General features: G+C 64.7%; 18 protein-coding genes. 6 read left to right on the top strand and 12 right to left on the bottom strand.

Going from position 1 to position 19332, the window contains the following annotated elements; translation table 11 throughout:
* Window positions 1-88 precede the first annotated feature (88 nt).
* From AC4D2W_RS06640 to AC4D2W_RS06625, 4 genes are all read right to left on the bottom strand, one after another.
* Window positions 89-1303 (bottom strand): mechanosensitive ion channel family protein, encoded by a 1215-nt coding sequence (locus AC4D2W_RS06640; protein WP_490926137.1) that lies wholly within the window; start codon window positions 1301-1303, stop codon window positions 89-91.
* Between the two features lie 157 nt (window positions 1304-1460).
* Entirely contained in the window at window positions 1461-2510 is a 1050-nt protein-coding gene (locus tag AC4D2W_RS06635) for an iron-siderophore ABC transporter substrate-binding protein (RefSeq protein ID WP_490926136.1), read from the bottom strand.
* A gap of 130 nt (window positions 2511-2640) precedes the next feature.
* The gene (locus AC4D2W_RS06630; RefSeq protein ID WP_490926135.1) at window positions 2641-2979 is read right to left on the bottom strand and encodes a bifunctional 3-phenylpropionate/cinnamic acid dioxygenase ferredoxin subunit; all 339 of its coding nucleotides are present in this window, start codon (window positions 2977-2979) and stop codon (window positions 2641-2643) included.
* A 105-nt stretch (window positions 2980-3084) separates the two neighbouring features.
* Window positions 3085-3525, bottom strand: a complete 441-nt coding sequence (locus AC4D2W_RS06625; protein WP_490926134.1) for a MarR family winged helix-turn-helix transcriptional regulator — start codon at window positions 3523-3525, stop codon at window positions 3085-3087.
* A gap of 231 nt (window positions 3526-3756) precedes the next feature.
* Here AC4D2W_RS06625 and AC4D2W_RS06620 point away from each other — a divergent pair, with 231 nt between their 5' ends.
* From AC4D2W_RS06620 to AC4D2W_RS06605, 4 genes are all read left to right on the top strand, one after another.
* Complete coding sequence (locus tag AC4D2W_RS06620) at window positions 3757-5730, top strand: acyl-CoA dehydrogenase family protein (protein WP_490926133.1); 1974 nt, start codon at window positions 3757-3759, stop codon at window positions 5728-5730.
* A 184-nt stretch (window positions 5731-5914) separates the two neighbouring features.
* On the top strand, window positions 5915-6697 hold the full coding sequence (locus AC4D2W_RS06615; RefSeq protein ID WP_490926132.1) for an SDR family oxidoreductase: 783 nt from the start codon (window positions 5915-5917) through the stop codon (window positions 6695-6697).
* A gap of 21 nt (window positions 6698-6718) precedes the next feature.
* On the top strand, window positions 6719-8005 hold the full coding sequence (locus tag AC4D2W_RS06610; protein WP_490926131.1) for an acyl-CoA dehydrogenase family protein: 1287 nt from the start codon (window positions 6719-6721) through the stop codon (window positions 8003-8005).
* Window positions 8005-9129 carry a phosphotransferase family protein gene (locus AC4D2W_RS06605; protein ID WP_490926130.1) on the top strand — a complete coding sequence of 375 codons (1125 nt, stop codon included), beginning with the start codon at window positions 8005-8007 and terminating at the stop codon, window positions 9127-9129. The genes AC4D2W_RS06610 and AC4D2W_RS06605 overlap by 1 nt, the downstream gene beginning before the upstream one ends.
* Before the next feature lie 10 nt (window positions 9130-9139).
* On the opposite strand, the gene AC4D2W_RS06600 is transcribed toward AC4D2W_RS06605, so the two are convergent.
* The 3 genes from AC4D2W_RS06600 to AC4D2W_RS06590 all read right to left on the bottom strand — a co-directional run bounded on the left by AC4D2W_RS06600 (window position 9140) and on the right by AC4D2W_RS06590 (window position 11837).
* Entirely contained in the window at window positions 9140-10174 is a 1035-nt protein-coding gene (locus AC4D2W_RS06600; protein WP_490926129.1) for an NAD(P)-dependent alcohol dehydrogenase, read from the bottom strand.
* Between the two features lie 164 nt (window positions 10175-10338).
* The gene (locus AC4D2W_RS06595) at window positions 10339-10449 is read right to left on the bottom strand and encodes an MFS transporter small subunit (RefSeq protein WP_490926128.1); all 111 of its coding nucleotides are present in this window, start codon (window positions 10447-10449) and stop codon (window positions 10339-10341) included.
* Complete coding sequence (locus AC4D2W_RS06590; protein ID WP_490926126.1) at window positions 10446-11837, bottom strand: OFA family MFS transporter; 1392 nt, start codon at window positions 11835-11837, stop codon at window positions 10446-10448. Before AC4D2W_RS06590 ends, AC4D2W_RS06595 begins: the two co-directional genes overlap by 4 nt.
* A 330-nt stretch (window positions 11838-12167) precedes the next feature.
* Here AC4D2W_RS06590 and AC4D2W_RS06585 point away from each other — a divergent pair, with 330 nt between their 5' ends.
* A complete protein-coding gene (locus AC4D2W_RS06585; protein WP_490926125.1) occupies window positions 12168-15047 on the top strand; it encodes a beta strand repeat-containing protein in 2880 nt (959 codons plus the stop codon).
* A gap of 125 nt (window positions 15048-15172) precedes the next feature.
* Here AC4D2W_RS06585 and AC4D2W_RS06580 read toward each other — a convergent pair whose 3' ends face one another.
* Both AC4D2W_RS06580 and AC4D2W_RS06575 read right to left on the bottom strand, forming a co-directional pair.
* Complete coding sequence (locus AC4D2W_RS06580; protein ID WP_490926124.1) at window positions 15173-15793, bottom strand: dihydrofolate reductase family protein; 621 nt, start codon at window positions 15791-15793, stop codon at window positions 15173-15175.
* A 69-nt stretch (window positions 15794-15862) separates the two neighbouring features.
* A complete protein-coding gene (locus tag AC4D2W_RS06575) occupies window positions 15863-16411 on the bottom strand; it encodes an acyl-CoA thioesterase (protein WP_490926123.1) in 549 nt (182 codons plus the stop codon).
* Here AC4D2W_RS06575 and AC4D2W_RS06570 point away from each other — a divergent pair.
* Window positions 16410-16562, top strand: coding sequence for a hypothetical protein (locus tag AC4D2W_RS06570; protein WP_490926122.1), 153 nt, complete (start codon window positions 16410-16412; stop codon window positions 16560-16562). The genes AC4D2W_RS06575 and AC4D2W_RS06570 overlap by 2 nt on opposite strands.
* Window positions 16563-16628: 66 nt before the next feature.
* Here the strand turns inward: AC4D2W_RS06570 and AC4D2W_RS06565 are convergent, their stop codons facing one another.
* The 3 genes from AC4D2W_RS06565 to AC4D2W_RS06555 form a co-directional block, all read right to left on the bottom strand.
* Window positions 16629-17321 carry a DUF6308 family protein gene (locus AC4D2W_RS06565; protein WP_490926121.1) on the bottom strand — a complete coding sequence of 231 codons (693 nt, stop codon included), beginning with the start codon at window positions 17319-17321 and terminating at the stop codon, window positions 16629-16631.
* 321 nt (window positions 17322-17642) lie between these two features.
* Window positions 17643-18113 carry a DoxX family protein gene (locus tag AC4D2W_RS06560; protein ID WP_490926120.1) on the bottom strand — a complete coding sequence of 157 codons (471 nt, stop codon included), beginning with the start codon at window positions 18111-18113 and terminating at the stop codon, window positions 17643-17645.
* Window positions 18114-18122: 9 nt separating this feature from the next.
* A complete protein-coding gene (locus AC4D2W_RS06555) occupies window positions 18123-19298 on the bottom strand; it encodes a M20 metallopeptidase family protein (RefSeq protein ID WP_490926119.1) in 1176 nt (391 codons plus the stop codon).
* Between the last annotated feature and the right edge of the window lie 34 nt (window positions 19299-19332).

Raw genomic sequence — 19332 nt, 5'->3', positions numbered from 1 at the left:
CCGGCCGCGGGTCGCCTGCCCCAAGCCAGCCAGACGGCGCCCGGGTTGTCAACGGCGGGAAGCTGAACGGCCGCCTTCGAAACCGGCGCTACTCCTCGGAGGAGGATTCCTCACGCTCGTCAAAGACCTGCTGCCCCGGCCCGGTGAAGGAGTGGCGCTGGTCCACTGCTTCAAGGGAGCCGGTGAAGAACTGGGACGTGCTCGTGTCCAGCGGATCTCCGGCACCGGTGGAACGCGGACCCCGGTGCACCTCCGGGGCAGCCGGACGGACCTCTTCCCACCGCTGGCGAGGCAGCGCTCCGGGATGCCATTCCTGCAGATAGGTAACCATCGCTTCGCGCACCAGGCAGCGCAGGTCAAACAGGGTGCCGCTGTCCGCCGCGCTGACCAGGACACGCACGCGCACCATCCCGTTCACCGCGTCGGTTACCTGCAGCACAGAGGTACGGCCGTCCCACAGATCAGTGCCTGCGAGGGTTTCCGTCAGATGGGCGCGCAAATCACCCACCGGCGCCCGCCAGTCCAAATCCAGTTCCACTGTGCCAAGGATGGCGGACTGCTTCCGCGTCCAGTTCTCAAAGGGCGTGGTGGTGAAGTAGGCGGAGGGGAGGATCAACCGCCGGTCATCCCACAGATGCACCACCACGTAGGTCATGGTGATTTCCTCGATCGTGCCCCACTGCGTTTCAACCACCACCACATCGTCAACGCGGATGGCGTCGGTGAAGGCCAGCTGCATGCCGGCAAAGACGTTGGTCAGGGTGCTCTGAACGGCAAGGCCCGCAACAATGGAGATCAAACCTGCGGAGGCGAGAATACCGGCTCCCAGCGCCTGCACCTCCGGGATAGTGAGCAGGACGCAGGCCACCGCAATGATGACAATGACGGCCACGCCCACGCGGCGCCCCAGCATCACCTGCGTCTTCAGCCGGCGCATCCGGCGGTTGTCCTTGGTGTCCGTCTTGTACTTGGTGAGGAGCATCGCCTCAACGATGAGCAGGATCACCACGGCCAGCCAGGCAAGGGATGCAATAAGCGCCAGGGTCAGCCCGTAATTGATCGACGGGAACCACTCGGAGCCGCGCATCGTGACACCCACGGCAATCCGGATGCCTATCAGGGACAGCGTCAGCCGCAGCGGGTTGCGCCCCAGTGCGGTTACCTCGCGGATCCTCGGTACGCGCCGGAAAATCCTTGCGGTGGATTCCCTCACGATCCGGGCCAGCAGCAGGGCCACTGCCACGGCTATGAGAACACCTAAGAGGGGCTTGAACCCGGACACAGCGGAAAGAAGATCATGCATACGTTCGATCGTGACAGCTTCCCCGGGGGTCCTGTCCAATCGGCAGCGGCTGATTTCCGTGAGATCCGAAACACCTCAGCAACGCCGGAGGGCACCCCTGAATTCAGGGATGCCCTCTTGCGTCAGCCTCGCCCGCTCAAGGGGGCGAACGGCGGACCTATTTGGCGGCGTCGGCCGCAGCGGCCGCCTTGGCGACCATCGGAACTACGTTGTCCAGGGCGTACGGCACGCTGAGGATGTTGATTGCGGAGACCGAGAAGACGCGCTCGGCGTCGGAGTCTGCAACCAGGGCGCCGTTCTTCACGGCGGGGATCTGGCCCAGCAGCGGATCATTGACGATGGCAGCAGCGGCCTCGTCATCGGCAACCCACGTCACGAAGATGTCCGAATCCAGCTGGTTGGCATCTTCATCAGCCCACGGGAAGTAGAAGGCATCGGCGGGCGCATTCTCATCCACCACGGGGGCCTGGACCATGCCCAGCTCGGTCAGGAACTTGGGACGGTTGTCCAGGGAGGTGTAAACCGAGGAGGCTCCCTTGGCGAGGTTGCCGTAGATGAAGGACTTGCCGGCAAGTTCCGGGTACTGCGCACCGGCATCCTTGATGGACTGCTCAGTGTCAGCCACCAGCTTCTCCGCCTTGTCGCTGACGCCGAGCGCCGTACCGATCATCGTGGCGGTGTCCTGCCAGGAAGTGCCCCAGGGAGCATCGGGGTAAGCGACTACGGGGGCAATCTTGGAAAGCTTGTCGTAGTCTTCCTGCGTCAGCCCGGAGTACGCAGCAAGGATGACATCAGGGTTGGTGGCTGCCACATCGTCAAAGGCAATGCCGTCTGCTTCGGAGTACTGGACCGGAGCGTTTTCGGATCCGATCGGCGCATCCAGCTCTTCCAGCGCTTCATCGATCCACGGGGTGGTCCCCTGCTCGTTGCCGCCGTACACGATGGTGGGCATGCCCACCGGAACAACGTCCAGCGCCAGGGCAGTTTCCGCATTGGCCCAGGCAACGGTGGCTACGCGCTCGGGAGCGGATTCAATGGTGGTTTCACCGAAGGCGTGCTCAATGGTGACCGGAAACGAATCGGCTGCCGCTTCTGCGGAACTTCCGCTGTCGCTCGATCCGCCGGTAGAGCCGGTCGAGCAGGCGGAGAGGGACAAGACGGCGACGGCGGCAACGGCCGCAGCGCGGCGCATCCGGGACAGGGCCATGGGGGCTCCTTGACTAAGGGTGTGGATTTTTACGAGACGTTGCCCGGAAAATCCGGACAAAGTAAGGCTAACCTATCCTTAGCGTAATTACGCAACGTCTGTCTTGCGTAATCGGAAGTCCGCCCGGTTGTTATGCCGGGGCTTCTCCGGGGTACAGGTAGACCTCGCCGTCGCGAACTTCCACGCGGTGGGCCTTTGCGTTCACCAGGGCGGGCAGGCAGAGTGCCTCACCGGTGCGCAGGCAGAAGCGTGCGGAATGAATGGGGCACTCCACTTCGGTATCCTCGATCCACCCCTCGGACAGCGACGCTTCCTCGTGGGTGCACGTGTCGTTGAGCGCGTAAAAGTTTCCGTTATCGCTGTGGAACACCGCAATATCGTCGGCTGTTCCGGCAGCCTCGGCGTCGACCTTGACCGCCGTACCTTCTTCGATCTCATCGGCGGCGGCAACCCGAATGCCAACAGTCATTTTCAACCCTCTTCCGGCCTGGGGCCGTAACGATGTTTCCCTCTACATCAATCACGTTACCCGGCGCGGCCGGCACCGCGCACAAGCCCGCAGCGGGGCTGAGGCCTACAACGGGGCGGAGGCCCCGGCGCCGCGGTGAACTTCCAGTTCCCGGATCAGGGCAATAAGTTCGCTGCGAAGCTCAGGGCGGATATCAGCGCTGAATCCTGCCGCTTCAATGTCATCGGCCCGCACCAGCAGTTGGCGGCCAAGGTCGGAAATGGCCACAACCCTGCGCGGGGCCCCTGCAGCGGCAGGGGGCAATTCACGCACCAGTCCCTGGCGGGCCATGGTCACCAGCGACGTTCCAAGCGTTTGGGCAGTCACCCGCAGCCGCCGGGCCAGTTCGGCGCGCTTCATCGGCCCGTCCGTCTTCAGGACCCTCAGGACAGTGACCCGCTCCTGCGTCAGGCCCACATCTCTCAGCCGGTTGTCCACTTCGCGCCGCACCAATCGCGCTGCCGTGGACAGCAGCCGGACGGCTTCCCAATCCCCCTCGTTCTGCATTTGCCTGCTTCCCTGTACGTGTTCCGTGTTCGTGTCTCCAGTTGGCATGTAAATAATCAGTGTGCTTACCATTCCAACGCTAAGCAGGGGGGTCTTGTCAAGATTCTTACGTCCGGACCGAATGGGCGGACATACTCCCGAACACCCTTTCTGCCCGTGGTGACCGCGCGTATGCTGAGCCGCACGGCCAACGGGGGCTGCCTGGAGCAGCCCGAGCGAAGGGGAAGTGCCATGAGCACAAAGGACCTGCAGGATGCCCGCAGCACCTCGACCGACGGCGCCAAAACGGTCAGGGAACGGGTGGTCACCGCCCGGGATGCCAGGGCGCTGGCGGAGGAATCCCGGATCGCCGAGGACCGGCGCCCCAGTTTCGCCAAGGGCATTTACATGGGCAGCTACAACCTGGACCTCATCCGCCCCCAGCTTCCCGATCCGGAAGAAGCGATCCGGGAACGCGACTTCCTCGACCGGCTGGCCGCTTTCTGCAAGACGCTGGACGGACAGGTGATCGAATCCACCGGGGTTATCCCGGACGACTACCTGCGGGGCCTGACGGATTTGGGGGTTTTTGGCATGAAGATTCCCCGCCGGTATTCCGGGCTGGGACTGTCCCTGCTTGCCTACGGACGCGCCTTGATGCTGCTCGGATCCGTGCATCCCAGCCTGGGTGCACTGGTGTCCGCCCACCTGTCCATCGGTGTACCGGAACCGGTCAAGGTGTTCGGCACCGAGGCGCAGAAGGAAGAGTATCTGCCCCGCTGCGCGTCCGGAGCCATCTCCGCCTTCCTGCTGACAGAGCCCGACGTCGGATCCGACCCCGCACGGATGCGTGCCACCGCGGTGCCCTCCGAAGACGGCAGTGAATACGTCCTGAACGGGGTGAAGCTGTGGACCACCAACGGGGTCATTGCGGAACTGGTGGTGGTCATGGCAGCCGTGCCGCCGCACGGCACGGAAAAAGGCGGCATCAGCGCCTTCGTAGTGGAAATGGACACCCCGGGGATCACCGTGGAAAACCGGAACAACTTCATGGGCCTGCGGGGCATTGAAAACGGTGTGACCCGGCTGCGCGGCGTGCGGGTACCGGCTGCCAACCGGCTTGGCAGGGAAGGCCAGGGCCTGAAGATCGCCCTCACCACGCTGAACACCGGCCGCCTGTCCATTCCCGCACTGTGCGCCGGAGCGGGGAAGTGGTCACTGAAAATCGCCCGGGGCTGGACCGGCACACGTGAGCAGTGGGGCCAGCCGATCGGCCGGCACGAGGCGGTGGCGAAGAAAGTTGCCTTCATCGCCGGAACCGCCTTTGCCTTGGAGAGCGTCTTTGAGTTGTCAGCCACCATGGCCGACGCCGGGACCAAGGACATCCGGATTGAGGCAGCGCTGGCCAAACTGTGGGCTTCGCAGATGGCTTACCGGATCGCTGACGAACTGGTGCAGGTCCGCGGCGGGCGGGGATTTGAAACGGCTGCTTCCCTGGCCGCGCGCGGCGAGCGGGCGGTGGCCGCCGAGCAGCAGCTGAGGGACCTTCGGATCAACCGGGTTTTTGAGGGCAGCACGGAAATCATGCACCTTTTGATTGCCCGGGAGGCGGTGGATGCCCACTTGAAGGCCGCGGGCGATCTGGCCGTAGCCGACGCACCGCTGGGCAACAAAGCCCGGGCAGCCATGAAGGCCAGCGGATTCTACGGCCGCTGGCTCCCCACCCTCGCAGCCGGCCGGGGAACCGTGCCAACGGCCTACGCCGAATTTGGCCCCCTGGCCGTATACCTGCGCTACGCTGACCGCGCGTCCCGGCGTCTTGCCCGTTCCACGTTTTACGGGATGGCCCGCTGGCAGGCGGGGCTGGAGCACCACCAGGTATTCCTGGGCCGGATTGTGGACATTGGCGCTGAACTCTTTGCCGTGTCTGCGGTCTGCATGCGGGCGGAAACCATGCGGCTGAAGGACCCCGCCGCCGGCGCAGAAGCCTATGAGCTGGCCGCCGCCTTCTGCGCCCAGTCGCGGGTCCGGACGGACACGCTCTTTGATGACCTGTGGCGCAATTCGGATGCCGAAGACCGGCAGCTCGCCAAGGGAGTGCTGGCGGGTCGCTACACCTGGCTGGAAGACGGAGTGCTGGACCAGTCCGAGGGCACCGGGCCGTGGATCTCCGAGTGGGCCAACGGACCGGAGGCCGGTGAGAACCTCCACCGCCGGTACCGCTAAAGGCCCACTCTGCTCAACACCGCGCCTACTGAACACGGCACTTCCCCAGACCGCGCGCGGCCGGCGCTGGCTGCCGGCGCTGAAACCCTTGACACGCGATGGCTGCTGCTAAAGACTGGCCGTATCAGCGCGCCATACCGGTCGGTTGGTCGGTATCGCACCTCGCAGCATCCCAAGGAGCTCCATGCCAGAGAACACCGTCCCCGCCCGCCGGCTGGAAGGAAAAACGGCCATTGTCACGGGGGCCAGCAGGGGCATAGGCCTGGCAGTTGCCCAGCGGTTCGTCGCGGAAGGTGCCCGTGTTTGCATTACTGCACGCAAGCCCGGACCGCTCGCGGAGGCAGCCGCCCTGTTTCCGGAAGACTCTGTCCTGGCTCTTGCCGGCAAATCCGACGACGCCGAACACCGCGCCGAGGTTCTGGACACCGTCGCGGCAAATTTCGGCCGGTTGGACATCCTGGTCAACAATGCCGGCATCAATCCGGTCTACGGCCCGCTGATGGACCTGGATCCGGATGCTGCGCGCAAAATCATGGAGGTCAATCTCTACGGCACCCTCGGCTGGGTGCAGGCCGCCTACCACCACGAGAAACTGGATTTTGCCGGGCGGGGCGGATCCGTCATCAACCTGTCCTCAGTCAGCGCTCAGACGCCGTCCCCCGGCATCAGCTTTTACGGGATCAGTAAGGCGGCCATTGAGCAGCTCACCCGCTCCCTGGCAGTGGAGCTCGGTCCGGCTATCCGGGTCAACGCCCTGGCGCCCGCGGTGGTCAAGACTCAGTTTGCCCGGGCGCTTTACGAGGGACGCGAAGAGCAAGTTGCCGCTGCCTATCCGCTGGGCCGGCTGGGAACCCCCGATGACGTGGCCGCTGCGGCCGCCTTCCTGGCTTCCGACGACGCAGCTTGGATCACCGGACAGATCCTCAATCTCGACGGCGGCCTGCTGGCTGCCGGCGGCAACGCCTAAGTACGCAAAGGAAGCACCCCCATGACTCCGCTTTCCCCTCTGTTGTCCCCCGAAATCGAAGACCTGCGCCTGCGTACCCGCGACTTCATTCGTTCCGTAGTGATACCGGCCGAGCCTGCCCCCGGCGAGCGCCTGGAGGAATCCGAACGGACCCGGCTGCAGGCGGCAGCCAAGGACGCCGGAGTATTTGCCCCGCACGTTGCCCGGGAGTACGGCGGGCAGGGCGTACCGCTGGCCTCGTGGTCCCCCATCTTCCAGGAAGCCGGCTACTCGTTGATTGGCCCCACGGTGCTCAACTGCCAGGCACCGGATGAAGGCAACATGCACATGCTGGAGCTGATCGGCACGCCGGAACAGAAGGAGCAGTACCTCCGGCCCCTGGTTTCCGGCGCCGCCCGCTCCTGCTTCGGCATGACCGAACCCCATCCCGGTGCAGGATCGGATCCCGCCGCGCTGATGAGTTCTGCAGCAAAGGTGGACGGCGGCTGGGTCATCAACGGCCACAAGCGCTTCACCAGCGGAGCCAACAATGCGGCATTCTGCATCACCATGGTGCGCACTGCCGCCGTCGACGGCGCCGCCGGAGCGGACTCATCCTCCCCGGCGGCCGCTCCGGCCGGAGCCACCATGCTGCTGGTGGACATGGACACCCCGGGTGTGCGGATCGGCGAGCAGGTCTCCACCATGGACCGGGCCATTGGCGGCGGTCATCCGCACGTGCATTTTGAGGATGTCTTTGTCCCGGACACTGCCGTTTTAGGCTCCCCCGGACAGGGCTTCCGTTACGCCCAGGTGCGCTTGGGCCCGGCCCGGCTAACCCACTGCATGCGGTGGCTGGGGCTGGCGCGGCGGGCAATGGACATTGCCCTGGACCGGACCAACACGCGGGAGATCTTCGGTTCCGCCATGCACGAGCTGGGCATCGCCCAGGACATGCTGGCCCTGAACGTGATGGACCTGGAAACGTCCGACGCAATCATCACCAAAACCGCCGCACTGCTTGAAACCGATGCCAAGGCCGGTTCCGCCCTCTCCTCGGTGGCCAAGGCCCACACCTCCGAAGCGGTGTACCGGGTGATCGACCGCTCGCTGCAGCTGTGCGGGGGCGACGGCGTCACCAACAGTTTGCCGCTGGCGTCCTACCTGAACGAGGTGCGGGCCTTCCGCATTTATGACGGCTCCAATGAGACGCACAAGTGGGCCATCGCCCGCCGCGCTTCCGCAGCCCGACGGCGCGAAGTCGAAGCAGGCGCGCAGTTTCTGGCCTCCGTCGGTGCCGATCAGTCCTTCACCGGCGCGGAGGCCTGATGCCAGTCACAGCAGTTTCCCTGCAAACCGTCCCCGACGGCCGGGAAGTAGTCGCCACCGCGGCCGATGCCGCAGCACTGGCCTCACCTCCGCTGCTGATCGTGGACGCCGTCACGGCCTTCCTGGACGAGCACAGTCTCGGTTCCGGGCCCTTGTCCTGGGCACAGATCGGCGACGGACAGTCCAACGTCACGTACCGTCTGGAGCGCGGAGGCGAGGTTTTCGTGCTCCGCCGGGGTCCGCGGCCGCCCCTGCCCCGCTCAACCCATGACATGATCCGCGAAGCACGCATCCAGCAGCTCCTGCAGGACCGCGGCATTCCGGTACCCGCCATCCTCGCTGTCTGCGCTGACGAATCTGTCCTGGGCGTGCCCTTCTACGTGATGACGTTCCTGGAAGGACTGGTCATCACCAACAGCACTCCCGCCGCACTGAACTCGCCCGAACAGCGGCTGGCCACCAGCAACGCCGTCGTCGACACCCTGGTGCAGCTGCACCAGGTGGACGTCACCACCGGCGGCCTGGCGTCCTTCGGGCGGGCCGACGGATATCTGCGCCGGCAGGTGGAGCGCTTTTCCGCCCTCTGGGAGATCAACACCACCCGGTCCCTGCCCGATGTGGCCGTGCTGGGCAGCTGGCTGGCCGCCAACCTGCCCGCCAGCCAGCAGGCATCGGTGCTGCACGGCGACTACCGTCCCGGAAACCTGATGTTTCAGGCGTCCGCGCCGGCGCGGGTCGCCGCCGTCCTCGACTGGGAGATGGCGGCCATCGGCGACCCTTTGGCGGACCTCGGCTACCTCACCGCCACCTATTCGGAACCCGGCAGTCCGCCCAGTCCGCTGGAGCTGACTCCCGTCACCCGAAATCCGGGATACCTGCGCCGGGCGGACCTCATTGCCCGTTACCGGGAGCAGACGAACCTCTCCCTGGACGCACTGCCCTGGTATCAGACCCTGGCCCTGTGGAAGGCTTCCATTTTCTGCGAAGCCATCTACACCAGGTGGCTCAAGGGAGAGCGGCCCGGCGACACCCTGTTTGCGCCGTCGTTGGAGGCAGGCGTTCCGCAGCTGCTCGCCCAGGCCCGGGGCTTCGCCGGACTTTCACGGGCGCAGACCGGCCAGTGACCGCCGCCTCTCAGGGAACAACGACGGCGCGGCCAAGGATTTGGTTGTTCTTCAGCCTTTCGTACGCCTTGGGTGCCTCGTCGAGGGAGTAAACCTCCGTGTGCACGTTGATGCCGCTGGACCGCGCCAGGTCCAGGACTTCAATCAGCTCCGGACGGCTCCCCCAGTAGGGTGAACGGATGGAGGCTTCCCAGGCTCCGGCCATAAGGCCCACCGGCAGCGCTCCGGCGCCAACGCCCACCAGGACCTGATCCCCCTGCGGACGCATCATGGCCTGGCCCAAATCCATAGTGGCCTGATTGGCAACAAAGTCGAACACCACATTCGCGCCTTCCCCGTGGGTGAGGTCCCGCACCAGCGCCACTGTCCCCTGCTCCGACGGGAACGTGTACTGGGCTCCCACCTCGGTGGCGAGATTCAGCTTGTCTTGGCTGATGTCCAGCGCCACCACTGTGGCCGGAGTCATCGCCCTCAGCAGCTGCACCGCCACATGCCCCAAGCCGCCAACTCCGATCACCACGCACGTGGCACCGGCATGCAGTTTGGAGAGCGATCCCTTGATCGCGTGATACGGCGTCAGCCCCGCATCCGTCAGGGACACGTTCTGCACGGGATCCAGATCTCCCAGCGGCACGAGATGGCGGGGGTCATCCACGATCATGTATTCCGCCATGGCGCCGGGCGATCCAAGTCCCGGCGGCGTGATGCCGAATTTGGCCGCATTGGTGCAGTAGTTTTCGCTGCCCTTGGAACACTCATAGCAGCGTCCGCAGCCCCAGGGACCGTAGACGGCAACGGAGGTTCCCAGCTCCAGGTGCTCAACACCCTCGCCCAGCTTGTCCACCAAACCAGCACCCTCGTGTCCCAGTGTTTGCGGGCGGCCGTACACGTATTGGTCATCCGGCAGGCTCATGATGAAATCGTCCGAGTGGCAGACGCCGGCCGCAGTCACCTTAATGCGGACCTGACCCGGGCCGGGCTCCGGTGTTTCAATCTCGACTACTTCGGGCGGGGAACCGATGGTGCGGTATTGCAGGGCCTTCATGTCTAGCTCCTAGTCTCCGCGGCGGAACCAATGCTGGGCAGGCTGCAGCGCGGCTGGATGGTCGGGACCTAATAGTGACATTTCTGCCCCGCCGCGGGCAGCCCCCTGCTCCGCTTGGATGGCCGGGAGCAGGCAACCCGGGTCTGCCGGCAGCGGGCCTGTTGTCAGCCGCCGAAGAGAGCGGCGGCGCGGGAAAGTGTCTGGAAGACGCCGTAAGCCAGCGGGACGCCCACCAGCAGCCAACTCACCGCGATGCGGATACCTGTCTTGCTCATTTACGGTCCTCTTTCAGCTCAGCGGTCCCGGGGTTGCGCGCCGGTTCATGATGTTTGGCGTCCACCGGACGAACCATCAGGTTGGCAATGAATCCGATGACCAGCAGTCCAACCATCGTCAGCAGTGCCGGCTGGTAGGCACCGGCATCCAGCTCTCCCGGTTTTCCGCGGGCATCCAGGAACGAGTTCACGATCAACGGGCCGGCAATCCCTGCCGCGGACCATGCCGTCAGCAGCCGGCCGTGGATGGCACCAACCTGGAAGGTTCCAAACAGGTCCCGCAGGTAGGCCGGCACGGTAGCGAAACCGCCGCCGTAGAAGGAGATGATCACGAAGGCCAGCAGGACGTACAGAATGGTGGACGAGTCACCGAACAGCGAAAGCACCAGGTAGAGCGCGGCTCCGACGCCGAGGTACACCATGTAGATGCGCTTGCGCCCGATGAGGTCCGACGTGGCTGACCAGACAAAACGCCCTCCCATGTTGCCGATCGAAAGCAGCCCCACGAATCCGCCCGCAACGGCCGCGCTCACGAGGGAGACGCCGTCGGGCTGGCGGAAGAAGTCCTGGATCATGGGTGCGGCTTGTTCCAGGATGCCGATGCCGGCCGTGACGTTGCAGAACAGGACAATCCAGACGAGCCAGAACTGCCGGGTCTTGATCGCGTTGGCTGCGGACACATGGGCTGTGGTGACCAGCGACTTCGAGGCCACCGTCCGCGGGTCGAATCCCTCGGGACGCCATCCCTCCGCGGGCACCCGGATGGTTAATGCCCCGTAGAGCATATAGATGAGGTAGATCACGGCGAAGGTGAGGAAGAGTTTGCCGACGGCGTCGCCGGCGTTGGCTCCGGGCGTTCCAAAGTTCGGGTCGTAAAAGGTCAGCAGCGCGGAAGACAGCGGGCTGGCAATCAGGGCACCTCCCCCGAATCCCATGATCGCCATGCCCGTGGCGAGGCCCGGGCGGTCCGGGAACCACTTAATCAGCGTGGATACCGGCGAAATGTAGCCGATGCCGAGGCCGATTCCGCCGATGACACCGTAGCCGAGGTAAAGCAGCCACAGCTGATGGGTGAAAATTCCGAGCGCTCCCACCAGAAAACCGCCGGACCAGAAAACCGCGGACACGAACATTGCCTTACGCGGTCCGTTGCGGTCCACCCACGTTCCCATGACCGCCGCGGACAAGCCCAGCATCACAATTGCGACCGAAAAGATGATGCCGATCTGGGTGAGGCTGGCGTCGAAGTGCTCCACCAATGCGTTTTTGTAAACGCTCGTGGCGTACACCTGCCCAATACACAAATGAACAGCCAGTGCCGCTGGCGGAATCAGCCACCGGTTAAAACCCGGCGGGGCAATGGTGTTTTCACGGGCAAGCCAGCTCATCCAGAACTCCCTTGGAATGGTGAAACGCGCAGTTACTGCTGTGCCTGCCAGCATTCACCATTGCCGGCTGCAGGTTACGCGGACACGCCGGAGCCGCTTCCCAAGTAATTTGCCGGCACGGCGAACCTACCGGCCGGTAACTTTTTCATCAAAATCCCTTGCTTTGTTACCGAACAGTAAGTTAGATGTAACGGACATCACATTTGTGTCGGAGGAATTCGTCGTCAGAGCAGAGGCACTTCCGATCCGGCACCACCGAATGCAAGAGCCCACCCGCCCTCTTGCTTCCCGTCCGGATATCGGACCGGCTTATGACACAAAGGAATTTCAATGACGAGTTCTCCGTCCGAAAGGGCCGATTCCCGGCCGCATAAACTCCTAACGGCGCTGCTGGCGTTGTTCCTCATTCTGCTTCTGGCCTTTTTTGTCTTGTTCTCCAGCAAGGTTGCCGCCGGCGCCACCGAGCTCAGCGACGGTGCAGTGCGGGCTTCCACCGGCGCCGGTGATCTTCGGGACGGAGCGGCGAAGGCCCAGGAAGGTGCGGAAGAGGTAGCGGCCGGAACCAAAAAGGTCGACGACGGCGCCATCACCCTGGCCAAGGGCATCGCCAGCGCCAAGACCGGCGCCACTTCGCTGAAGGACGGTGCCGTTGCCCTGGACGAGGGCGCGGTGAAGCTTCAGACCGGCGCGGTTTCCGCAGCTGAAGGCGCACTGAAGATAGCGGACGGTGCCGGAACGGCTACCGCAGGCGCGGACCAGCTCGCCAGCGGCGGGATCCAGCTGCAGGACGGGGCGGTACGTGCTTCCAACGGCGCGCAGCAGCTTGCTGACGGCTCCGGCGAACTGAACAAGGGTGCACTCACTGCCGCTGAAGGGGCCGGTGCACTGAACGCCGGTGCCGTAAAGCTCAACGACGGCGGTTTGGCACTTCGCGACGGTGCCGGACAGATTGTGGGAGGCGCGAAAGCGCTGAACGACGGCGGCTTCAAGCTCCGCGACGGCGCCAAGGCAGCCAATGCCGGAGCGGGACTGGTGGCCGGCGGAGCTCGGGATCTCAGTACGGGTGCCAAGTCCGCGCAGGTCGGTGCGGAGCAGTTGAACGCAGGCGCCGGGACCGCCAAAGAAGGAGCCGACACGGTTTCCGCCGGCGCAGGGACCCTCGCCGATGGCGCGTTGACGCTGGAGGGTGGCAGCACCAAGCTGCAGTCCGGCATCAAGGATGCAGACGCCGGGGCCCAGCAGCTGGCGGCCGGCACCAGGGACCTGAGCGCAGGCACACAGGCAGCCAAGACCGGAGCAGATCAGGTTTCCGCCGGTGCTGTTGAGCTGAACGCAGGCGTTTCGAAGCTGGCAAAGGGCGCTGGCGACCTCCAGGTGGGCGCCGTGACCCTGTACGAAGGAACCGGCTCTGCAGTGGCCGGCACCGAAGCGCTGCTGGCCGGAGCCAACCGGGTAAATGCCGGGGCATCCGCACTCAGTGACGGCGTTAACAACGCTGCAGCTGGCTCAGCCGATTTGGCGACGGGTGCTCGCAACCTGTCCAACGGCATCAACGCCCTGGTCAACGGCGGACCGCTGCTGCGCGACGGGGCAGCGGCGCTCCAAGCCGGAATTCCTCTGGTCAACGGCGGCGCAGCCGCGCTGGCAACCAACGCGGATACCGTTGCCGGCGGTGCGGGAACTGCATCTGCCGCTGCAGCAAACATGGTGGATCAGCTGCAGAAGCTGCAGCAGGAGGCGCCCTCGCTGACTGCCGCCGAGCTGGCTGATCGGCTTGCCGCCGTCACAGCGCAGGCACAGGGCACCAAAGCCGGCGTGGACGGCATCGCTGCCGGTGCCACTAACTTCAGCAACGCCTACACCACCCAGCTTCAAGACGGCCTGGAGAAGGTTCGCTCCGGCGCTGTCGATGCCGGGGCCGGCGCGGCAGCGTTGTCCGCTGGAGTCCCTGCCGTACAGGACGGCGGAATGCAGGTAGCCGCCGGAGCCGAGTCGCTCAACAGCGGCATCCTCACCATCAAGGCCGGTTTCGACGGCCAGGGAACGGCTCAGGAACCCGGTCTGCGCAATGGAGCCAAGGGTGTGGCGGACGGTGCAGCAGCGCTTGCCGCCGGTTCCCTGCAGCTGCAGGGCGGAGCGAAGCAGATTGTTGACGGAGCCGGCTCGCTTGAAGCCGGTATTACACAGCTAAGTGCCGGTTCCGCCGCCTTGAAAACGGGATCCGCTGACCTCGCAGACGGCAATGGAAAGCTCGCTGCAGGCGTCGAACAGCTCGGTACCGGTGCCGAAACACTTGCCACCGGAATGCCGCTGCTCTCTGCGGGTGCGGGCGAGCTGGCCGCAGGCGCCGGAAAGTTGAACGCTGGAGCAACCGATCTCTCCACCGGAGCGACCAGCCTTTCCGCGGGTCTCAACGTTCTCCGCACCGGAGCCGGCAGCCTCGCCCTCGGGAACGCTTCCATTGCTGACGGGGCCGGCAGGCTGAATGCCGGTGCCACTTCCCTGGCCGCCGGAACTACGGCTTTGGAAACCGGCGCGGGGCAGCTGGCCACCGGTGCGAGCACCCTCTCCACGGGTGCAGAAAGCCTTTACGCCGGAACCGGTGAACTCTCCGCGGGCCTAATCACGCTCCGCGACGGTGCAGGAACCCTGGCCGCTGGAAACGGCGCCATTGCTGAAGGCGCCGGAAAGCTCAATACCGGAGCCTCCGAGCTGGCAGTGAAAACGCCGGAGCTGGTCACGGGAGCGGGCAAGCTGGCCACCGGCGCACAGACCCTCTCCACTGGTTTGGTAACGCTGCAGACCGGAGCGGTGACGCTCTCGGAAGGCAACGACAAGCTGGCCGAAGGCGCCACGACGCTGTCCGAAGGCACCAGCAAGCTGGTTTCCGGCAGCGGCTCACTCGCGGACGGCACCGTCAAGCTCGACGACGGCGCCAAGACGCTCGCCGAAGGAACCGGCAAGCTGAAGACCGGCACTGAGACGCTGGCCGACGGAAACACCCAGCTGGCCGAGGGCAGCGTCACTCTGGCCGATGGAAACGGGGAAATCTCCGAGGGAGCTGACACCATGCGGGCCAGCACCACGGCCATGACTCCGGGCGAAATCATCACGTCCCCGAAGGTCCTGGCGCTGCTCATTCCACTGCTCCTTTTGATGATTCCGGTGGTCATGCTGGCCTCCGGCCGCCAGCGCAGGAATCAGCGCTAGTAAAACTGAGCGCTGGAAAGACCCAGCATTCGAGGAAAGAAAAAGGGCGGAGCCGCAACACGCGGTTCCGCCCTTTTACCTGGCTGATTCCTGTTCGACCGAGCCTTCCCTGCTGGGGAGACCGCTCAATATTCTTCCCTGGGGCCGATGTCAGCGGTGCCGTAGGGGATGGGCCGAAACCTGAGGCTCAGTGCGCCGGCCGGAAGAGTTTCTGCTGAGAGCAGCTGCAGGCCCGAGGGAACGGATGCGTCGCTGAAGAGGCGCTTGCCCGTTCCCACCACCAGCGGCAAAAGGAGCAGCCGGTATTCGTCTACCAGTCCGGCATTGTGCAGTGCTTGAACCAGCCGGTGGCTGCCATGGACCTGCATGTCACCGGGGTGCTCCTTGAGCGCGGCAATTGCCGTCAGCGGGTCTCCGGAGACTACCCGCGTGTTGTGCCAGGGCGAGTCGACCGCCGTCGAAGTGACCAGGTACTTCGGAAGGTGATTGAGGGCGAAGGCCACCGCATCGTCCGGATCGGCCACCGGCTCCCAGAACGGCTGCATCTGGTCGTAGGTATTTCGGCCCATCAGAAACGAATCCGCCCTGCGGATCCAGCCACCGATGGTTCGGCTCACTTCGCGGTCCTCCAGCTGAGGGGCCAGCCAGCCCCCGCGGTCGAAGCCGCCGGAACGGTCCTCATCCGCGGCGCCCGGCCCCTGCATTACGCCGTCCAAGCTCAGATACACATTGACGGAGAGAGTCATGTACCACAACTTACGCCGCGAGGAAGGCAGGCGGCAGGCGTACTGCCCGTTTTGGTGGTGCCCGCCGCGTCAGTTCCAGAGGTGGGGCGCAGGCCGGCGGGTGCTGGGCAGCGCACCGTCGGTGCGCCACTGACGAACCCACTCAGGCAGATCAAGGTCCGACGGCGGGAGGACACCGGCAGCCTTGAAGATCTCCTCGTTGCTCACCGGGCCGGACTTGGACACGAAGCGTGCGGCGACATAAACACGCGCGTAGATTTCGCCGTCGGCCACCATCCGCTGCTCAATGTAGCTGGCGCGCTCATCGAAGCCGATGATCTTGGTTTCGATGGTGTATCGCTGGCCCAGCTGCAGTGATTTGCGGAAGCTGATCGTTTCATTGGCCACCACCGGATTCCAGCCCTTGCGGCGCATGGTGGCCCAGAATCCGCTGCGGATCATGAGGTCGAAGCGGCCCAGGTCCATCAGTGAGAAGTACATGCCGTTGTTCATGTGCATGGCGATGTCGATGTCGGTGGGCAGCACCCGCATTGGCAGTGTTGCAGAGTCGAAAAAGTCCAGTTTCGAACGCCGGCGTGAACGGAAGAGGACCAGAAGGGTGCGAAGGAGAAGGTGCATGGACGCTATATTACTGCTCAGTAACTTAGATCTTCTCCACGACGCCGTCACGGCAGCGAATCCGCCGAACAAGCAGCCGGCCGCAATCAAGCTCGTCATGGAGCAGATGGAGTCCATGGCTCTGCGGTTTGCGGAAGCCCGGGCGGGGTAGCTCCTGACTCATCCGGTGGCCCGGCTGTTTGTGCCGGGCCACTAGCCCGCCCTGGGCCTCCCAAGGTTAGGCCGGTTCGTCCTCGCTGAGCGGCAGGTTGGTGCCGCCATCCGTGCCGTTCATCCAGAGCACCACGTCCATCACACGCAGCTGGGACACCGTGTATGGCAATTCGGCTTGGTCCCGGATGTTGTCCAGACGGGTAGCTAACGCTTTGCCGTCTTTGGTGAGCACATCGTGCCACTCGCTCCACTGGGTGAGTGAGCTCTTCAGGTTGGTCTCGGCACCCACCACCGAATCCCAGATGGGAATCAGACGCGGACGCTTCCGCGCCATGAGCTTGCTGGCTCGAGTGGGGCCGATGCCCCAGCCGCCGTCTTCCTTGCCGCGGAGAATGTTCCAGAGCTTCCACGCGGGGCTTTCCTCGCCGAGCAGGGCTTTGAAGTCATCGTGGGTGACATCGGCCAGATCGAGATCAACGGGGATCTCCGTCAGCAGTGCGGTGATATCGAGGTGGCGCTCGGCCAGCACGCCAATCACCGCGGCAGGCTCAAACGGCACAGAGAGAAACGACGCAGCCAACATGTCGTCCGCTGTGAACGCGTTGACGACGCCAAGAGCATCGCCGCCGCCCGCCCACGAGTCGAAGCGCGCCCCGGTGCGGACCCGCCCCTTGGAGACGGGCTGGGTGTAATAGTCCTGGAGCAATCCCGCCGCTCGCGCGATCTGCTGGTCGGTGAGTATTTGCGGAATATGCACGTCTTGCCTCCCCATTGATGGCGGGGCAGCGGACGCTCCCCCGCCGCCGATCATACAGACGGCAGGAGTGGCCCCGCTGGGCGGGTCCCAGGCCACGGTGCTGGCGCTGCTTTTACTTCCAGCAACTGCGGAACCTACACGGTGGGTCGGCGTAGGTGTTCCAGAGTACGCAGACGTCCCCGCGGATAATCCCGCGGGGTTGAATTCCCTCCGCTTTGGGAAAAATCGCACGTTGTGGGAAATTCCGGCCGCTTTAAACCGACCGAATTTTCCCAAAGTGGCCGGAAATTCCCAAACCGGAGGGAAATGGCCCCGCTACCCCTATTTCATCCCAGCCCGCAGAGCCTTCCATGCTCCGGTGGCCCACAGGGCCCAGATCACCAGCAGCGGCTGGAAGAACAGCCGGCCCAACCGTTTGCCGTCCGAATCCAGCCCGAAAGCGTCGGTGTGCGTCACGTACTGGGAAATGTTGCCGGGGAAGATCCCGATAAAAAATGCCGCAGCAATAAGTCCCACAGGAACCCTCCGCTTGCGGAGCAGAATCAGGGCAGCGCCAAGGCTGATTTCCACAACGCCGGAAATCAGTACGACGGCGTCCTCCCCCACAGGAACCCACTCCGGAACCTGGGCCTGAAACTCAGACCTGGCGAAAGTCAGATGCGAGGTTCCGGCAAAAGCGAGGAACGCTCCCAGAGCAACGGCACCGATGCGCCGGGGTTTGGAGGTCGGCGGTGCAGGGCGGGTTGCCAGAGCGGCGAGGCGTGAGGCAAAGGACGTGGGAACCGAAGTCATGCGCCCAGCCTATGTCAGCCGGTTGTAAGCCAGCTGTGCGAGCGCGGCGGCCTGGTCTCCCAGCACCGAATCATCAAAGAGCACACGCGCCGAGTGGTTCCAGGCCACCGCGGCGGGATCCACCGACGGCGGCGTGGCCCCCAGGAACAGGAAGGTCCCGGGGATCTCATCCAGAACCAGGGAGAAATCCTCCGATCCCATCAGCGGGTCCCGTGATTCCAACACGCGATCCTCGCCGAAGACTCCGCGCAGATCAGCCATGGCCTCTGCGGTGCGGCCCGCATCATTGCGGGTAACGGGATAGCGGACGGTGAAGTCGACGTCGGCGCTGCAGCCGTGGGCCGCCGCAATACCTTCCGCGAGCGCCTTCGATTCCATGATGACCCGGTCCAGGGACTCCTCCGAGAGGGTGCGCACGGATGCCCCAAGCTTGGCCGTATCGGGAATGACGTTGATCGCCTCGCCGGCCTCCAGCTGGGTGACGGTCAGGACAATCGGATCAAAGACGGAAAAGCGACGGGTGGACATGGTCTGCAGCGCAGAGGCAATCTCGGTCAGGGCAGGGACGGGGTCGACGGCGGTCTGCGGCTGCGAGCTGTGGCCGCCGGAGCCCTTGACGGTAATGCGCAGCTCGTTGGCTCCGGCCATCAGCGTGCCCGGCTTGGTGCGGAACACTCCCAGCGGTCCGGGGCGGACGTGGATACCGTAGGCCGCCACCGGACGCTCCCCCGCGGCGTCGAGCACTCCCTCGTCAATCATGAGGCTGGCTCCGTTGTGTCCCTCCTCGCCCGGCTGGAACATGAAGATGACGCTGCCGGCCAAATCCTGCTGCTGCGCGCAGAGCAGTTTTGCGGCGCCCACCAGACCGGCCACGTGCAGGTCGTGGCCGCAGGCATGCATGTTTCCGTTGGCTGACGCGTACTCCAGGTCCGTCAGCTCCGTCACCGGGAGCGCGTCCATATCCCCTCGCAGCAGCACCGCCGGTCCGGGCTCGGCTCCCCGCAGCACGGCAACCACCGACGACGCCTTCAGTCCCAGGGTGATCTCCAGATCCAGCCCCTCAAGGGCCTGGAGGATGCGTTCCTGCGTCCGGGGAAGGTCAAGCCCGATTTCCGGATCCCGGTGAAGGTCGCGCCGGAGCGCCACCAGTTCCGGAAGGATTGCCTTTGCTTCTTCAACAAACATGCTTATGGTCCCGTCGTCCGCGCCGTTGCAGGAT

The organism is Arthrobacter sp. TJ-58 (genome assembly GCF_058269295.1).
This window is presented reverse-complemented; position numbering and strand designations above follow the sequence as displayed.

What these genes read in the sequence shown, in the direction of transcription:
- AC4D2W_RS06640 (WP_490926137.1), bottom strand. Translation starts at nt 1,303, where the DNA reads ATGCATGATCTTCTTTCCGCTGTGTCCGGGTTCAAGCCCCTCTTAGGT.
- AC4D2W_RS06635 (WP_490926136.1), bottom strand. Translation starts at nt 2,510, where the DNA reads ATGGCCCTGTCCCGGATGCGCCGCGCTGCGGCCGTTGCCGCCGTCGCC.
- AC4D2W_RS06630 (WP_490926135.1), bottom strand. Translation starts at nt 2,979, where the DNA reads ATGACTGTTGGCATTCGGGTTGCCGCCGCCGATGAGATCGAAGAAGGT.
- AC4D2W_RS06625 (WP_490926134.1), bottom strand. Translation starts at nt 3,525, where the DNA reads ATGCAGAACGAGGGGGATTGGGAAGCCGTCCGGCTGCTGTCCACGGCA.
- AC4D2W_RS06620 (WP_490926133.1), top strand. Translation starts at nt 3,757, where the DNA reads ATGAGCACAAAGGACCTGCAGGATGCCCGCAGCACCTCGACCGACGGC.
- AC4D2W_RS06615 (WP_490926132.1), top strand. Translation starts at nt 5,915, where the DNA reads ATGCCAGAGAACACCGTCCCCGCCCGCCGGCTGGAAGGAAAAACGGCC.
- AC4D2W_RS06610 (WP_490926131.1), top strand. Translation starts at nt 6,719, where the DNA reads ATGACTCCGCTTTCCCCTCTGTTGTCCCCCGAAATCGAAGACCTGCGC.
- AC4D2W_RS06605 (WP_490926130.1), top strand. Translation starts at nt 8,005, where the DNA reads ATGCCAGTCACAGCAGTTTCCCTGCAAACCGTCCCCGACGGCCGGGAA.
- AC4D2W_RS06600 (WP_490926129.1), bottom strand. Translation starts at nt 10,174, where the DNA reads ATGAAGGCCCTGCAATACCGCACCATCGGTTCCCCGCCCGAAGTAGTC.
- AC4D2W_RS06595 (WP_490926128.1), bottom strand. Translation starts at nt 10,449, where the DNA reads ATGAGCAAGACAGGTATCCGCATCGCGGTGAGTTGGCTGCTGGTGGGC.
- AC4D2W_RS06590 (WP_490926126.1), bottom strand. Translation starts at nt 11,837, where the DNA reads ATGAGCTGGCTTGCCCGTGAAAACACCATTGCCCCGCCGGGTTTTAAC.
- AC4D2W_RS06585 (WP_490926125.1), top strand. Translation starts at nt 12,168, where the DNA reads ATGACGAGTTCTCCGTCCGAAAGGGCCGATTCCCGGCCGCATAAACTC.
- AC4D2W_RS06580 (WP_490926124.1), bottom strand. Translation starts at nt 15,793, where the DNA reads ATGACTCTCTCCGTCAATGTGTATCTGAGCTTGGACGGCGTAATGCAG.
- AC4D2W_RS06570 (WP_490926122.1), top strand. Translation starts at nt 16,410, where the DNA reads ATGGACGCTATATTACTGCTCAGTAACTTAGATCTTCTCCACGACGCC.
- AC4D2W_RS06575 (WP_490926123.1), bottom strand. Translation starts at nt 16,411, where the DNA reads ATGCACCTTCTCCTTCGCACCCTTCTGGTCCTCTTCCGTTCACGCCGG.
- AC4D2W_RS06560 (WP_490926120.1), bottom strand. Translation starts at nt 18,113, where the DNA reads ATGACTTCGGTTCCCACGTCCTTTGCCTCACGCCTCGCCGCTCTGGCA.
- AC4D2W_RS06555 (WP_490926119.1), bottom strand. Translation starts at nt 19,298, where the DNA reads ATGTTTGTTGAAGAAGCAAAGGCAATCCTTCCGGAACTGGTGGCGCTC.